Below are 14903 nucleotides of genomic sequence, written 5' to 3'. Positions count from 1 at the left end.
GAGGACCCCCACATGCGCTCGCACCTGCTCAATGACCTCACCGCGGAGCACTACCGCCGCTCCGTGACCGAAGGAGTCGAGCGGGTGGCGGCCAAACTCGCCACCACCGAACGTCCGTTCACCGGCGTCACGGTCGACGCCCTCGCCCCCCGCATCGACGAGATCGACCTCGACCAGCCGCTGCACGACACCACCGCGGTGCTCGACGAACTGGAGGAGGTCTACCTCCGGGACGCGGTCTACTTCCACCACCCCCGCTACCTCGCCCACCTCAACTGCCCGGTGGTCATCCCGGCGGTGCTCGGCGAGACCGTGCTCTCCGCCGTCAACTCCTCCCTGGACACCTGGGACCAGTCGGCCGGCGGCACCCTGATCGAGCGCCGGCTCATCGACTGGACCGCCGCCCGCATCGGCCTCGGCCCGTCCGCCGACGGCGTGTTCACCTCCGGCGGCTCCCAGTCCAACCTCCAGGCGCTGCTGCTGGCTAGGGAGGAGGCCAAGCCAGGGCCGGACGGGTGGGAGGAAGGGGCCTCCCTGGCCAGACTCCGCGTGTTCGCCTCCGAGGTCAGCCACTTCAGCGTGAAGAAGTCCGCCAAACTCCTCGGCCTGGGCCCGGACTCCGTGGTCTCCGTCCCCGTCGACCACGACAAGCGCATGCAGACCGTGGCCCTCGCCCACGAACTGGAGCGCTGCGAGAAGGACGGCCTCGTCCCCATGGCCGTCGTGGCCACCGCCGGCACCACCGACTTCGGCTCCATCGACCCGCTGCCCGAGATCGCCGAACTCTGCGCCCAGTACGGGGCGTGGATGCACGTCGACGCCGCCTACGGCTGCGGCCTGCTGGTCTCCCCCAGTCGGCGCGACCTCCTCGACGGCATCGAGCGCGCCGACTCGGTCACCGTCGACTACCACAAGTCCTTCTTCCAGCCGGTGAGTTCGTCGGCCGTGCTGGTGCGTGACGCCGCCACCCTGCGGCACGCGACCTACCACGCCGAGTACCTCAACCCGCGCCGCATGGTCCAGGAACGCATCCCCAACCAGGTCGACAAGTCCCTCCAGACCACCCGTCGCTTCGACGCCCTCAAGCTGTGGATGACCCTGCGCACCATGGGCGCCGACGGCCTCGGCCAGCTCTTCGACGAGGTGTGCGACCTGGCCCGGGAGGGCTGGGAGCTGCTCGCCGCCGACTCCCGCTTCGACGTCGTCGTCGAGCCGTCCCTGTCCACCCTGGTCTTCCGTCACATCCCGGCCGCCGTCACCGACCCGGGCGAGATCGACCGCGCCAACCTCTACGCCCGCAAGGCCCTGTTCGCCTCCGGCGACGCCGTCGTCGCGGGTACCAAGGTGGGCGGCCGCCACTACCTGAAGTTCACCCTGCTCAACCCCGAGACGACCGTGGCCGACATCGCCGCCGTCCTCGACCTCATCGCCGGCCACGCCGAGCAGTACCTGGGAGAGTCCCTTGACCGCGCGTCCTGAAGCCCCGACCGCCGCCTACGACTTCGTGGGGATCGGGCTCGGCCCCTTCAACCTCGGGCTCGCCTGCCTCACCGAACCCATCGACGAACTGAGCGGAGTCTTCCTGGAGTCGAAGCCCGACTTCGAGTGGCACGCGGGCATGTTCCTCGACGGCGCCCACCTCCAGACCCCGTTCATGTCGGACCTCGTCACCCTGGCCGATCCGACCTCCCCGTACTCCTTCCTCAACTACCTGAAGGAGAAGGGCAGACTCTACTCGTTCTACATCCGCGAGAACTTCTACCCGCTGCGGGTCGAGTACGACGACTACTGCCGCTGGGCCGCGGGCAAACTGAGCAGCGTCCGGTTCGGCACGACGGTCACCGAGGTGACGTACGACGACACCGACGGGCTCCACGTCGTCCGCACCGGGGCCGGCGAGGTGTACCGCGCCCGCCACCTGGTCCTCGGCACGGGCACGGTCCCCTTCGTTCCCGAAGCCTGCCGGGAACTGGACGGCGACCTCGTCCACACCGCGCAGTACATGCACCGCAAGGCGGAACTGCGGGCCAAGAAGTCCCTCACGGTCGTCGGCAGCGGCCAGAGCGCCGCCGAGATCTACTACGAGCTCCTCTCCGAGATCGACGTCCACGGCTACGAGCTCAACTGGGTCACCCGCTCCCCGCGGTTCTTCCCGCTGGAGTACACCAAGCTGACCCTGGAGATGACCTCCCCGGACTACATCGACTACTTCCGCGCGCTGCCCGAGGAGACCCGCTACCGGCTGGAGAAGCAGCAGAAGGGCCTCTTCAAGGGCATCAACTCGGACCTGATCAACGACATCTTCGACCTGCTGTACCAGAAGAACGTCACCAGCGGCGACCGCCCGGTCCCCACCCGCCTGCTCACCAACTCCTCGCTGACCGGCGCCCGGTACGAGGACGGCGCGTACACCCTCGGCTTCCACCAGGACGAGCAGGACAAGGACTTCGAGATCCGCACCGAGGGCCTGGTGCTGGCCACCGGCTACCACTACCAGCCGCCGGCCTTCCTCGACCCGCTGCGCGACCGCCTCCGCTTCGACGGCCACGGCCGTTTCGACGTGGCCCGCAACTACGCCGTCGACGTCACCGGCCGCGGCGTGTTCCTGCAGAACGCCGGCGTGCACACCCACAGCATCACCAGCCCCGACCTGGGCATGGGCGCGTACCGCAACAGCTGCATCATCCGTGAGCTGCTCGGCGCGGAGTACTACCCGGTCGAGAAGAGCATCGCTTTCCAGGAGTTCTCCGTATGACCTTCACCCTCCGCCCCCTCGACCCCCTGAAGGACGCCGAGCTGCTGCTGGGCTGGGTCACGCATCCCAAGGCGGCGTTCTGGATGATGCAGGACGCGAAGCTTCAGGACGTCGAGCGCGCGTACATGGAGATCGCCGCCGACGAGCACCACCACGCCCTGCTGGGACTCGACGAGGACGGCGTACCGGCGTTCCTGATGGAGAAGTACGACCCCGCCCACCGAGAGCTGGTCGGCCTGTACGAGCCGCGGCCGGGCGATGTCGGCATGCACTTCCTCACCCCCGCGACCGACACCCCCGTGCACGGCTTCACGCGGGCCGTCATCACCGCGGTGATGGCGCACCTCTTCGAGGATCCGGCCGTCGAACGGGTCGTCGTCGAACCGGACGTGGCCAACAAGGCCGTACACGCCCTCAACGAGGCCGTCGGGTTCGTGCCCGAGCGGGAGATCCAGAAGCCGGAGAAAAAGGCCCTGTTGAGCTTCTGCACCCGCGAGCGGTTCGTCGCCGCGACGGGGGTGGCCGTATGAGCCTCGCCGACGCCGTGGCCCACCTCTCCCCCGAGCGCTGGGAGCAGGCCAACCGCCTCCTCGTGCGCAAGGCGCTCGCCGAGTTCGCGCACGAGCGGCTGATCACCCCCGAGGCGGACGGAGACGCGTACGTCGTCCGCAGCGACGACGGCCTGACCCGCTACCGCTTCACCGCCGTCCGCCGCGCCCTCGACCACTGGCAGGTGGACGCCGGCTCCCTCACCCGCCACCGCGACGGCACCGAACTCCCCCTGGCCGCACTGGACTTCTTCGTCGAGCTGAAGCAGTCACTGGGCCTGAGCGACGACATCCTGCCGGTCTACCTGGAGGAGATCTCCTCCACCCTGTCCGGCACCTGCTACAAGCTCGCCAAGCCCCGGGTGTCCGCCGCCGAGCTGGCCGGGAGCGGCTTCCAGGCCATCGAGACCGGCATGACCGAGGGCCACCCCTGCTTCGTCGCCAACAACGGGCGGCTGGGCTTCGGCGTCCACGAGTACCTGTCGTACGCCCCCGAGACGGCGAGCCCCGTCCGGCTGGTGTGGCTGGCGGCGCACCGGTCGCGGGCGGCGTTCACGGCCGGGACCGGCATCGAGTACGAGGCGTTCCTGCGCGGAGAGCTGGGCGAGGCCACGCTGGAACGGTTCCGCGCCACGCTCACCGGCCAGGGCCTCGACCCCGCCGACTACCTGCTCATCCCCGTCCACCCCTGGCAGTGGTGGAACAAGCTGACCGTCACCTTCGCCGCCGAGGTCGCCCGCCGGCACCTGGTGTGCCTGGGCGAGGGCGACGACGAGTACCTGGCCCAGCAGTCCATCCGGACCTTCTTCAACGCCTCGCACCCCGGCAAGCACTATGTGAAGACGGCTCTGTCCGTCCTCAACATGGGCTTCATGCGCGGGCTCTCGGCCGCCTACATGGAGGCGACCCCGGCCATCAACGACTGGCTCGCCCAGCTGATCGACAACGACCCCGTGCTGAAGTCGACCGGCCTGTCCATCATCCGGGAGCGGGCGGCCGTCGGCTACCGGCACCTGGAGTACGAGAAGGCCACCGACCGGTACTCGCCGTACCGCAAGATGCTGGCCGCGCTGTGGCGGGAGAGCCCCGTGCCGTCCCTCGCGGAGGGCGAGTCCCTGGCCACCATGGCCTCGCTGCTGCACGTGGACCACGAGGGCGCGTCCTTCGCGGGCGCGCTGATCGAGCGGTCCGGGCTGTCCCCGGTGGAGTGGCTGCGGCGGTACCTGCGGGCCTACTACACCCCGCTGCTGCACAGCTTCTACGCCTACGACCTGGTGTTCATGCCGCACGGCGAGAACGTGATCCTGGTCCTGGAGGACGGCGTGGTGCGGCGGGCGGTCTACAAGGACATCGCCGAGGAGATCGCCGTCATGGACCCGGACGCGGTGCTGCCGCCCGAGGTGGGCCGGATCCGCGTCGAGGTCCCCGAGGACACGAAACTCCTGTCGATCTTCACGGACGTCTTCGACTGCTTCTTCCGCTTCCTGGCCGCCCTCCTGGCCGACGAGGGAATCCTGGAGGAGGACGACTTCTGGCGCACGGTCGCCGAGGTCACCCGCGAGTACCAGCAGGCGACGCCCGAACTCGCCGACAGGTTCCGCCAGTACGACATGTTCGCCCCCGAGTTCGCCCTGTCCTGCCTCAACCGCCTCCAGCTGCGCGACAACCGGCAGATGGTGGACCTGGCCGACCCGTCGGGCGCGCTACAGCTCGTCGGCAGCCTGGAGAACCCGATAGCGGCGTTCTGACCCGCGGACGGGCGGGCACCCCGGTGTACGGTCCACCGGGGTGCCCGTCGACCTTCCTAGGAACCCGTCGGCCAGGGCACCTGGGGTGACCTGTAGTACCCGATACCGAGGGCGTCCCAGCGCGGGGCCTGGGCGGCGAGCCGCGTCCGGTAGGCGCTCCAGTCGTGCGTGGCCGCCGGGGACCAGCCCAGCTCGGCCGCGCCGGGCAGCCGGGGGAAGGCCATGTGGTCGATGTCGGCCGAGGTCCGGATGGTCTCGGTCCACAGGGGCGCCTCGACGCCCCTGACCGCCGAGGCCGGAGCCCCCGGGAGGTAGGCGCCCGGGTCCCAGTCGTAGGCCCGCCGCACCTCCACCAGGCCCGCCCAGTCCTGACCGAGCGGGGTGTCCGCGGTGTACTTCATGTCGAGGTACAGCCGGTCGGCCGGGGACAGGATCAGCCCGGTCCCGTGCTGGGCGGCCTTGACGACCTGTGCCTTCTCCGCGGGGTCGGTGTCGTCCAGGCCCCAGTACTGCGCCACGGCGCCCTTGGCGGGTGTCGCGCCGGTCAGCTGGTGCCAGCCGATGACCTTCTTGCCGTACCTGGCGACGATCGGCTGCACCCGGTCCATGAAGGTCACGTAGTCGGCGTGGCTCGTGGAGTGCGCCTCGTCGCCGCCGATGTGCAGATAGCGGCCGGGGGTGAGCGCGGCGAGCTCCCGGATGACGTCGTCCGCGAAGTGGTACGTGACCGGCTTGTTCGCGCACAGCGAGCTGAAGCCGACCTCGGTGCCGGTGTACAGCGGGGGTGCGGTGCCGTCGCAGTTCAGCTGGGCGTAGGAGGCGAGGGCCGCGTTGGTGTGGCCGGGCATGTCGATCTCGGGGACGACCTCCAGGTAGCGGGAGGCGGCGTAGCGGACGATCTCCCGGTAGTCGGCCTTGGTGTAGTGGCCGCCCGGGCCGCCGCCGACCTGGGTGGAGCCGCCGTACGTCGCGAGGCGGGGCCAGGAGTCGACGGCGATGCGCCAGCCCTGGTCGTCGCTGAGGTGCAGATGCAGAGCGTTGATCTTGTAGAGGGCCAGTTCGTCGATGTAGCGCTCGACCTGGTCCACGGTGAAGAAGTGCCGGGAGACGTCGAGCATCGCCCCGCGGTAGGGGTAGCGGGGCGTGTCCTGGACGGTGCCGCCCGCGATCTGCCAGGGGCCGGGCTGTACGCGGTTCTTCTCGACGGCGGCCGGCAGGAGCTGGCGGAGGGTCTGGACGCCGTGGAAGAGGCCGGCGGGCGTGCGGGCGGTGAGGGTGACGCCGTCGGCTCCGCTGTGCAGGCGGTAGCCCTCGGCGCCGAACGGGCCCTCGGCGAGGCGCAGTCGGACGCCGCCCCGGCCGTGCGCGGTCAGGGGCAGGCGGTAGCCCGTCGAGGGGCGCAGGATGTCCGCGAGGTAGGTGCCGACGCGGCGGACCTCGCGGTTGTCGTCGACGCGTATGCGGGTGTCCCGGGTGATGCGGTAGGGCGCTCCGCCCGGCTGGACGGATGCGGGGGCGGGGACGACCCGGCCGAGCGGGGTCGCGGTCCGCTGCCCGGCGTCCTGGGGGGCCGGCGGGGCCGCGCCGACCGTGATCGCGCCCGCCGCCAACAGCAGTAGCGAGCCCAGCAGTCGGGTCATACGGGGAGTCGTTCTGTGGTGCCGTCTCACAAGCGCGCTCCCATCACTTCACGAGGGTCACTTCACGATTGGTCGAGACCAGTCTCCCGCGCATCCGGTGAAACAATCCCCTCATGGCGGAGATCATCCAGAAGGACGGCACGTGGGTTTTCGACGGCGGGGCGCTGCGCCTGACCCCCGGACGGGACAAGAGCGTCGGCCTGCTGCGCAGGACCTTGGGTGAACTGCTGGTCCCGCTGGGGGCGTTGGCCGGCGTCTCCTTCGAGCACGGCAAGAAGTCGGGGCGGCTGAGACTGCGGCTGCGGGACGGCGCCGATCCGCTGCTGCACGCGACCGGCGGGCGGCTCGCCGAGCCCCACGACCCCTACCAGCTGACCGTGGAGCCGGACCGGTACGGCGTCGCCGAGTACTTCGTGGACGAGGTCCGCAACGCCCTGCTGCTGGACGGGGTTCCGTCCGGTCCGGTGACCGCGTACCTGCTGCCCGGCCCGTCCGTCCCGCTGTCGGTGGCCGCCGGGGACGGCACGGTGAGCTTCGACGGCGAGCACGTACGCCTGGAGTGGAACTGGAAGACGGAGGACGCCAAGGCCGCGGCCGGCGCCCGGGCGATCCCCGTCGCCGAGATCACCGCGGTGGAGTGGCAGCCGGCGGCCGGGCTGGAGAACGGCCATCTGCGGTTCACCGTGCGGGGCGCGGCCACCAAGGCGCCGCCGAAGTACGACCCCAACGCGGTGGAGCTGTGGGGCTTCAAGAAGGACCCGCTGATGGCGCTGGTCGCGGCGGCGGTGCAGGCGCGGCTGCCGCACCCGTCGGCGGCCGACCGGACGGACGCGGGACCGGACGCGCCCCGGATCCCCGAGCAGCTCACGTCGTCCCCCGTCGAGGACGACCACGACGCCCTGCTGCGGCGGCTGCGGGAACTGGGCGAGTTGCGCCGCGACGGGGTGCTGACCGACGAGGAGTTCACGATGGCCAAACAGGCGGTCCTCAAGCGCATGTGAGGACCGCCTGCGGAGCCGTCGACGGCTACTTGGCCTTGCGCGCCACCGTGAAGTGGTCGATGCGGTCACCGGTCTCGGCGATGCCCGACACCTTCAGCCTGGCGTAGTGGCCGGGCGCCGCGGGCTCGACGTCCACCCGCAGGAACGAGTAGTTGAGGTAGCGCACCCGGGACCAGGCGACGGTCTCGTTGACCTTGCCGTCCTTGGTGTTGACGAAGGAGGCGACGGAGTCGACCTCGTTCAGGTGCCCCTCGTAGGAGTCCGGCGCGGTGAACGCGTACAGGCTGCGGCCGGCCGCGCCAGCGGTCACGTAGACGACGCCCTCGGTCTCGGGGTAGGCCGTCTCGCCGATCGGGAGCTTCTTGGTGACCTTGTTGCCCTTGATGACGTCGGTGCGCTCGTACTGGTGGTTGTGGCCGTTGATGACGAGGTCGACCGTGTACTTCTCGAACAGCGGTACCCACTCCTGTCGCACACCCCCCTCCGAGGCGTGCGCCGTGGACGTGCAGTACGCGCAGTGGTGGAAGAACACGACGATGAAGTCGATGTCCTTCGAGGCCCGGAACTTCTTCAGCTGGGCCTCGAACCACTTGGTCTGGGTTCCACCCGATATGCCCAGGTTCGCCGGGATCTCGAAGGAGATGTCGTTCGGGTCGAGGGAGATGACCGCCGTGTTGCCGTGGACGAAGGAGTAGACGCCCGGCAGGTTCTTCTTGTCCGGCCCGTTGTCGGGCAGGGTGAAGCGGGCCTCCTCGCCGCCGTAGCCGTTGGGCGAGTACCAGGCCTCCATGTCGTGGTTGCCGAACGACACCATCCACGGCACGGACTTGGCGACCGACTCGGTCTGGGCGAGGAACTGGTCCCACACGCGCGAGTCGAAGCCGGTGTCGGCGGTCTTGCCCGCGCCGGACGGGTCGGCGTAGGCGATGTCGCCGGCGTGCAGGTGGAAGCTGGGGTTCTGGCCGAGGATGAGGGCGTCGTTGGCCAGCCCGTGGTAGCTGACGCCCTGGTCGCCGAAGGCCGTGAAGGTGAACGGCTGCTTGTGGCGGGGGGCGGTGGTGAAGGTGCCGATGGTGCCGGCGAACCGCGGGGAGGCCGGGTCGAAGCCGTCGTGGCCGACGCCGTAGTAGTACGTCTTGCCGGGCTTGAGGCCCGCCAGCTTGGCGTGCACGTAGTACTGGGTGTGGTCGCCGCTCGCGCCGACGCCGGCCGGGGTGTGGAGGGAGCGGACCTCGGCCTCGATCTTGACGGAGAGGTGCGAGGCGTGGGTGCCGATGCGGACGAAGGGCTTCTTCACCGGGACCGGGACCTGCCAGGAGATCGTCATCTCCGTGCCGGCGTCGTTGCCGTAGGCGAGGTGCCGGCCGAACGGGGCGACGAAGGCGCCGTCGACGTGCTGGGTGGCGGGGGCGGAGGACTGGGTGGGGGCGGCGGCCTGGGCGGTGCCGCCCAGTACGAAGGAGCCGCCCGTGACGGTGCCGAGCGTGACGGCGCCGCCTCTGATCATGGAGCGCCGGGAGAACCTGGCGCGGAGGTACTCGTGCTGCTCGGCCATGGTCATGCGGTCGGCGAGCTCATCGGGTACGCCCATACGAGGAATGTCCATGGCGTCTGAAAATCGTCGCCACAAGCAACGTGGCGCAAGACGCAGGATGGACAGGTTGCGAACAGAGCCCCATAAGAGATTCAACAGGCCGTTGCCCGAAATCGGGCAGGATTCTTGCGAAACCGTCGCCGGTACCTCAGGATCTACCGGGTGCACGACGAACTGGTTGATCATCTGACACGGTCCACGACCCTGCACCGGGGCGAGGCACTGCGGGTGATCCAGGACGTGCTCGCCTATTTCGACGAGACGACCGAAGACTACGTCCGTCGCCGCCACCGCGAGCTCCAGGCCCAGGGCCTGGTGAACGCGGCGATCTTCGAACGGATCGGGGCGGACCTGAAATACCGTGCGGTGGCCCCGCCCGAGCTCACGCTCAGGCAACTGCGGCGCATCGTCTACGGCTGAACGGAAGCTTGGGGATACCTTTATATGTGCGGAATCGTCGGATACATCGGGAAGCGTGACGTCGCCCCGCTGCTCCTGGAGGGCCTTCAGCGCCTGGAGTACCGCGGGTACGACTCCGCGGGCATCGTCGTCACCTCCCCGAAGACCGCCGGCCTGAAGATGGTCAAGGCCAAGGGCCGGGTCCGTGACCTGGAGGCCAAGGTCCCGGCGCGGTTCAAGGGCACCACCGGCATCGCCCACACCCGCTGGGCCACCCACGGCGCCCCCTCCGACGTGAACGCCCACCCGCACATGTCCGGCGACAACAAGGTCGCCGTCGTGCACAACGGCATCATCGACAACGCCTCCGACCTGCGCCGCAAGCTGGAGGCGGACGGCGTCGAGTTCCTCTCCGAGACCGACACCGAGGTCCTCACCCACCTCATCGCCCGCTCGCAGGCCGAGAAGCTGGAGGACAAGGTCCGCGAGACCCTCCGGGTCGTCGAGGGCACGTACGGCATCGCCGTGATGCACGCCGACTTCTCGGACCGCATCGTGGTGGCCCGAAACGGCTCCCCGGTCGTCCTCGGCATCGGCGAGAAGGAGATGTTCGTCGCATCCGACGTGGCCGCGCTGGTCGCCCACACCCGGCAGATAGTGACGCTGGACGACGGCGAGATGGCCACCCTGAAGGCCGACGACTTCCGCACCTACACCACCGAGGGCACCCGCACGACCGCCGAGCCCACCACCGTGGAGTGGGAGGCCGAGTCGTACGACATGGGCGGCCACGACACCTACATGCACAAGGAGATCCACGAGCAGGCCGACGCCGTGGACCGCGTGCTGCGCGGCCGCATCGACGACCGCTTCTCCACCGTGCACCTCGGCGGCCTGAACCTGGACGCCCGCGAGGCGCGCCAGATCCGCCGCGTGAAGATCCTCGGCTGCGGCACCTCCTACCACGCGGGCATGATCGGCGCCCAGATGATCGAGGAGCTGGCCCGCATCCCCGCCGACGCCGAGCCGGCCTCCGAGTTCCGCTACCGCAACGCGGTCGTCGACCCCGACACCCTGTACGTCGCCGTCTCGCAGTCCGGTGAGACGTACGACGTGCTGGCCGCCGTGCAGGAGCTGAAGCGCAAGGGCGCGCGGGTGCTGGGCGTGGTCAACGTGGTCGGCTCGGCGATCGCCCGCGAGGCCGACGGCGGCATCTACGTGCACGCCGGCCCCGAGGTGTGCGTCGTCTCCACCAAGTGCTTCACCAACACCACCGTCGCCTTCGCCCTGCTCGCCCTGCACCTGGGCCGCACCCGCGACCTCTCCGTGCGCGACGGCAAGCGGATCATCGAGGGCCTGCGCAGGCTGCCCGCGCAGATCTCCGAGATCCTCAAGCAGGAGGACGAGGTCAAGAAGCTGGCCGAGAGTTACGCCGAGGCCCGCTCGATGCTCTTCATCGGCCGCGTGCGGGGCTACCCGGTGGCCCGCGAGGCCTCCCTGAAGCTCAAGGAGGTCTCCTACATCCACGCCGAGGCCTACCCCGCCTCCGAGCTCAAGCACGGCCCGCTCGCGCTGATCGAGCCCGCGCTGCCGACGGTCGCGATCGTCCCGGACGACGACCTGCTGGAGAAGAACCGCGCCGCCCTGGAGGAGATCAAGGCCCGCAGCGGCAAGATCCTCGCGGTCGCCCACCAGGAGCAGGAGAAGGCCGACCAGACCATCGTCGTACCCAAGAACGAGGACGAGCTGGACCCGATCCTGATGGGCATCCCGCTCCAGCTCCTCGCCTACCACACGGCACTGGCCCTGGGCCGGGACATCGACAAGCCGCGGAACCTGGCGAAGTCGGTGACGGTGGAGTAACCGGCACGACGCATTCAACTACCGGTCCGCAAAGGCAAACTGCCGAGGCATGAGGTAGATCACCGGCGGGCGGTGGACGTATTCGGAGCGTGCGCTCACGAGATCCGTCCCCCGCCCGCTTCTGTGTCCGAAGGAGGCCGGGGCTCTACATCACCGACGGCGGTGACGCCGGCTGTGGCAAGAAGGGCTACGACGTCGGCCAGTTCGGCTCGTACCAGGTGCAGCTCTCGTGGAACGGCGACGGCTACGACGTGAAGTCCGAGTGGTTCAACGAGTAGGACAACGAGTGAGACCGTGACGCCGTAACGGTTCCGGGCGGATGAGCCCTGGGGGAACGGGGCGACGAGCTGAATGACGGCGAGTCAGGCTTCCACGACACGTCACGTCACGGGATGACGATCACGGGCCGCTTCGCCCGCTTGGCGAGCCGTCCGGCGACCGAGCCGAAGATCCGCCCGACGATCCCGTGCGTGGAGCCCACCACGATCGCGTCGGCCTCGTACTCCCGGCCCACCTCTTCGAGCTCGTGGCAGATGTCACCGCCGCGCTCGACCAGGATCCAGGGCACCTCGGCCAGATAGTCCGCACAGGCCAGCTCGAGACCCAGCACCTCGGTGCGGTGATCGGGCACGTCGACGAAGACCGGGGGCTCACACCCCGCCCACACGGTGGTGGGCAGCCGATTGGCGACGTGGACGATGATCAGCCCCGAGGCGGATCGGTGAGCCATGCCGATCGCATAGGCGAGGGCGCGCTCACTGGACGTGGAGCCGTCGAAACCGACGACGACTCCGTGCTTGAAGGCGGGGTCGCAGGAAGGACGCGCCTCTTCCGCCGCCAGGGGCTCGGCCGCCGTGGGATCGGCGACCGGCCGCTTGCGGTCCGCGGGTTCGAAGAATTCGTGACCGGCCATGGCTGTCTCGGCGTTGTGATCCTTTTTGGGTGGCGACAGTGTGCGGCGGAGCTGTGTCCGGGAAACATCTTCCCCACCCCATACCCCCAAGGGTACGGCGGCAAGCTTCCTCAGCCCAGATCCCGCACGGGCTCCGTAAGGCGTCGTGAGACGCAAGGCGTCGTAAGGCGCCCCCGGAGTCCGCAGGGGTTCCCCGGAGCATGCACGAGCGACGCCCGTAACGCAATGGTTGCTGCCCCGTACAGGCGGTTTGCACGGGATTCAACAGCGGCGACTTCATCCGGTCGGCACGCACGGTGACCCATTGAGTGATCAACTGTCTGATCAACTGGGTGACCGACTGAGTGACCGCTCGATCGAACACGCGTTGAACCCTGTGAGCCACCGCCGCGAGGAGTACGACCAGGGAGTACGAGATGCCCGGACGACGCCCCACCAGCAAGCAGCGCCCCACTCCGGACACCGCCGGTGACGTGGTGCGCTGGGCGGTGTTCAGCTGCGTCCTCGTACCCGTGGTCCTGCTCTGGTACGGCACCTCGCTGGCCGGCGCCACCGGCACCGCCCTGGGCCTCGCCGCCGTCACCGGCGTCTGCCGGATCCTGCTGCGCCGCTCGGAGCGCTGCGCGGCACGCCCGACGCCCCAGGGAGGCGGACGTCACACCAAGGGTGGTACACCGGTTGACTGACCGGTTTCCGCGCACGCACCCGTAGCTTTTCAGCCAACTTCTGGACACTGTGCAAGACAGGCCGGAACCACCCCTCGCACCCCGTTCCACCTGCACGGAAAGGGCCCAGGGGGCCCTGCGCACCCTACGCTGTTTGGCCACTGCGACGAGGCGTACTTCCCTGCACGGCCCACGAGTGCAACGCTTCGTGATCGAATGCTTCACGCCAAGTTGTCATGTCGACAATGCGCCGGGTGTCGATCTGGTCACCACGGCGGCGTGGCACCCAGTAGATTCGATCTTGATGTCTTACGGCGGGGGACTCGTGCAGGACCGAGGGGAAACGTGCAGGAGCGACACAACCGAGGAGCCGCGACCACCAAGGGGGGCTTAGCAGGATGAGCCACGACTCCACCGCCGCGCCGGAAGCCGCGGCCCGGAAGCTGTCCGGGCGACGTCGCAAGGAGATCGTCGCCGTGCTGCTGTTCAGCGGCGGGCCCATCTTCGAGAGTTCCATACCGCTGTCGGTGTTCGGGATTGACCGCCAGGACGCCGGCGTGCCGCGCTACCGACTACTGGTGTGCGCCGGCGAGGAAGGCCCGCTGCGGACCACAGGGGGCCTGGAACTCACCGCACCGCATGGCCTGGAAGCCATCTCACGCGCCGGTACGGTCGTTGTACCGGCCTGGCGTTCGATCACTTCTCCGCCACCGGAGGAAGCGCTCGACGCGCTGCGCCGGGCACACGAGGAGGGCGCACGCATCGTAGGCCTGTGCACCGGCGCGTTCGTGCTGGCTGCGGCGGGCCTGCTGGACGGCCGACCGGCCACCACACACTGGATGTACGCGCCGACGCTGGCGAAGCGCTATCCGTCGGTGCACGTCGATCCGAGAGAGCTGTTCGTCGACGACGGTGACGTCCTGACATCGGCGGGTACGGCGGCCGGAATCGATCTGTGCCTGCACATCGTGCGGTCGGACCACGGCAACGAGGCGGCGGGCGCGCTGGCCCGGCGTCTGGTGGTCCCGCCGCGCCGGTCGGGCGGCCAGGAGCGCTACCTCGATCGATCTTTACCAGAGGAGATCGGCGCCGACCCGCTCGCGGAGGTCGTCGCCTGGGCGCTGGAGCACCTCCACGAGCAGTTCGACGTGGAGACGCTGGCGGCGCGGGCCTACATGAGCCGACGCACCTTCGACCGCCGCTTCCGGTCGCTGACCGGCAGCGCGCCGCTCCAGTGGCTGATCACCCAGCGCGTGCTGCAAGCGCAGCGGCTGCTGGAGACGTCGGACTACTCGGTCGACGAGGTCGCGGGCCGTTGCGGGTTCCGCTCGCCGGTGGCCCTGCGGGGTCACTTCCGGCGCCAGCTGGGCTCCTCGCCGGCCGCGTACCGGGCCGCCTACCGCGCCCGTCGCCCCCAGGGCGACAAGCCCGCCGATGCCGAGCCGGCCATGTCCGCGCCGGCCGGCCCGGTGGGCCCGGTACCCGTCCTCCACGCTGAGGCCGGCGTCCCGATCCAGGCCCGGCGCAGCCTGTCGGTGAGCGTGCCGGGGCCGCGCAGCGGCGTGTGACCCCCAGGGGGCCCGAGGCTTCAGCCCCGGGCCCCTTTCCGTCCTGGGGCTCCGCCCCAGACCCCGGGGGGTTTCCCACCCACCCATGACGCCCAACTGGAAGATCGCCGCCCCTGGGGCTCCGCCCCAGACCCCGGGGTTTCCCACCCACCCACCCATGACGGCCAACTGGGAAGTCACCCCACCCTGGGGCTCCGCCCCAGACCCCG

Annotated in this window: 13 protein-coding genes; 10 read left to right on the top strand and 3 right to left on the bottom strand. The window is 69.6% G+C overall.

Going from position 1 to position 14903, the window contains the following annotated elements; genetic code table 11:
• Positions 1-12 precede the first annotated feature (12 nt).
• From desA to ACFY01_RS42635, 4 genes are read left to right on the top strand one after another with little or no spacing between them, the layout of a single operon-like run.
• A complete protein-coding gene (gene desA / locus ACFY01_RS42650; RefSeq protein ID WP_390741155.1) occupies positions 13-1479 on the top strand; it encodes a lysine decarboxylase DesA in 1467 nt (488 codons plus the stop codon).
• Entirely contained in the window at positions 1463-2755 is a 1293-nt protein-coding gene (locus ACFY01_RS42645; RefSeq protein ID WP_390741154.1) for a lysine N(6)-hydroxylase/L-ornithine N(5)-oxygenase family protein, read from the top strand. Before desA ends, ACFY01_RS42645 begins: the two co-directional genes overlap by 17 nt.
• Positions 2752-3285: a GNAT family N-acetyltransferase gene (locus ACFY01_RS42640; RefSeq protein ID WP_390741153.1), complete on the top strand. Its 534-nt coding sequence runs from the start codon at positions 2752-2754 to the stop codon at positions 3283-3285. The genes ACFY01_RS42645 and ACFY01_RS42640 overlap by 4 nt, the downstream gene beginning before the upstream one ends.
• Entirely contained in the window at positions 3282-5051 is a 1770-nt protein-coding gene (locus ACFY01_RS42635) for an IucA/IucC family protein (protein WP_390741152.1), read from the top strand. The genes ACFY01_RS42640 and ACFY01_RS42635 overlap by 4 nt, the downstream gene beginning before the upstream one ends.
• A gap of 56 nt (positions 5052-5107) precedes the next feature.
• Here ACFY01_RS42635 and ACFY01_RS42630 read toward each other — a convergent pair whose 3' ends face one another.
• Positions 5108-6691, bottom strand: coding sequence for a beta-N-acetylhexosaminidase (locus ACFY01_RS42630; protein ID WP_390741151.1), 1584 nt, complete (start codon positions 6689-6691; stop codon positions 5108-5110).
• 113 nt (positions 6692-6804) lie between these two features.
• Between ACFY01_RS42630 and ACFY01_RS42625 the strand changes: the two genes are divergently transcribed.
• A complete protein-coding gene (locus ACFY01_RS42625; RefSeq protein ID WP_390741150.1) occupies positions 6805-7692 on the top strand; it encodes a DUF4429 domain-containing protein in 888 nt (295 codons plus the stop codon).
• Positions 7693-7717: 25 nt separating this feature from the next.
• Here the strand turns inward: ACFY01_RS42625 and ACFY01_RS42620 are convergent, their stop codons facing one another.
• Positions 7718-9283, bottom strand: a complete 1566-nt coding sequence (locus ACFY01_RS42620) for a purple acid phosphatase family protein (RefSeq protein WP_390741149.1) — start codon at positions 9281-9283, stop codon at positions 7718-7720.
• 165 nt (positions 9284-9448) lie between these two features.
• Between ACFY01_RS42620 and ACFY01_RS42615 the strand changes: the two genes are divergently transcribed.
• The 3 genes from ACFY01_RS42615 to ACFY01_RS42605 all read left to right on the top strand — a co-directional run bounded on the left by ACFY01_RS42615 (position 9449) and on the right by ACFY01_RS42605 (position 11826).
• Entirely contained in the window at positions 9449-9706 is a 258-nt protein-coding gene (locus ACFY01_RS42615; RefSeq protein WP_390741148.1) for a hypothetical protein, read from the top strand.
• 24 nt (positions 9707-9730) lie between these two features.
• Positions 9731-11548 (top strand): glutamine--fructose-6-phosphate transaminase (isomerizing), encoded by a 1818-nt coding sequence (gene glmS, locus ACFY01_RS42610; RefSeq protein WP_390741147.1) that lies wholly within the window; start codon positions 9731-9733, stop codon positions 11546-11548.
• An 89-nt stretch (positions 11549-11637) separates the two neighbouring features.
• Positions 11638-11826, top strand: coding sequence for a hypothetical protein (locus tag ACFY01_RS42605; protein WP_390741146.1), 189 nt, complete (start codon positions 11638-11640; stop codon positions 11824-11826).
• Positions 11827-11933: 107 nt separating this feature from the next.
• Here the strand turns inward: ACFY01_RS42605 and ACFY01_RS42600 are convergent, their stop codons facing one another.
• Complete coding sequence (locus tag ACFY01_RS42600) at positions 11934-12461, bottom strand: universal stress protein (RefSeq protein WP_390741145.1); 528 nt, start codon at positions 12459-12461, stop codon at positions 11934-11936.
• Between the two features lie 416 nt (positions 12462-12877).
• Here ACFY01_RS42600 and ACFY01_RS42595 point away from each other — a divergent pair, with 416 nt between their 5' ends.
• Both ACFY01_RS42595 and ACFY01_RS42590 read left to right on the top strand, forming a co-directional pair.
• Complete coding sequence (locus ACFY01_RS42595) at positions 12878-13147, top strand: hypothetical protein (protein WP_390741144.1); 270 nt, start codon at positions 12878-12880, stop codon at positions 13145-13147.
• 377 nt (positions 13148-13524) lie between these two features.
• Positions 13525-14694 carry a helix-turn-helix domain-containing protein gene (locus ACFY01_RS42590; RefSeq protein ID WP_390741143.1) on the top strand — a complete coding sequence of 390 codons (1170 nt, stop codon included), beginning with the start codon at positions 13525-13527 and terminating at the stop codon, positions 14692-14694.
• Positions 14695-14903: the final 209 nt, after the last annotated feature.

Source organism: Streptomyces sp. NPDC001480, assembly GCF_042894725.1.
Classification (GTDB): Bacteria; Actinomycetota; Actinomycetes; order Streptomycetales; family Streptomycetaceae; genus Streptomyces.
The sequence above is the reverse complement of the archived record's forward strand: the minus strand, read 5'-3'. Positions and strand labels throughout refer to the sequence as shown.

Bases quoted from the DNA above. Each gene is read 5' to 3' on its own strand.
- ACFY01_RS42620 (WP_390741149.1), bottom strand. From the start codon at position 9,283: ATGGGCGTACCCGATGAGCTCGCCGACCGCATGACCATGGCCGAGCAG.
- ACFY01_RS42600 (WP_390741145.1), bottom strand. From the start codon at position 12,461: ATGGCCGGTCACGAATTCTTCGAACCCGCGGACCGCAAGCGGCCGGTC.
- ACFY01_RS42595 (WP_390741144.1), top strand. From the start codon at position 12,878: ATGCCCGGACGACGCCCCACCAGCAAGCAGCGCCCCACTCCGGACACC.
- ACFY01_RS42640 (WP_390741153.1), top strand. From the start codon at position 2,752: ATGACCTTCACCCTCCGCCCCCTCGACCCCCTGAAGGACGCCGAGCTG.
- ACFY01_RS42630 (WP_390741151.1), bottom strand. From the start codon at position 6,691: ATGACCCGACTGCTGGGCTCGCTACTGCTGTTGGCGGCGGGCGCGATC.
- ACFY01_RS42635 (WP_390741152.1), top strand. From the start codon at position 3,282: ATGAGCCTCGCCGACGCCGTGGCCCACCTCTCCCCCGAGCGCTGGGAG.
- ACFY01_RS42590 (WP_390741143.1), top strand. From the start codon at position 13,525: ATGAGCCACGACTCCACCGCCGCGCCGGAAGCCGCGGCCCGGAAGCTG.
- ACFY01_RS42625 (WP_390741150.1), top strand. From the start codon at position 6,805: ATGGCGGAGATCATCCAGAAGGACGGCACGTGGGTTTTCGACGGCGGG.
- desA (WP_390741155.1), top strand. From the start codon at position 13: ATGCGCTCGCACCTGCTCAATGACCTCACCGCGGAGCACTACCGCCGC.
- glmS (WP_390741147.1), top strand. From the start codon at position 9,731: ATGTGCGGAATCGTCGGATACATCGGGAAGCGTGACGTCGCCCCGCTG.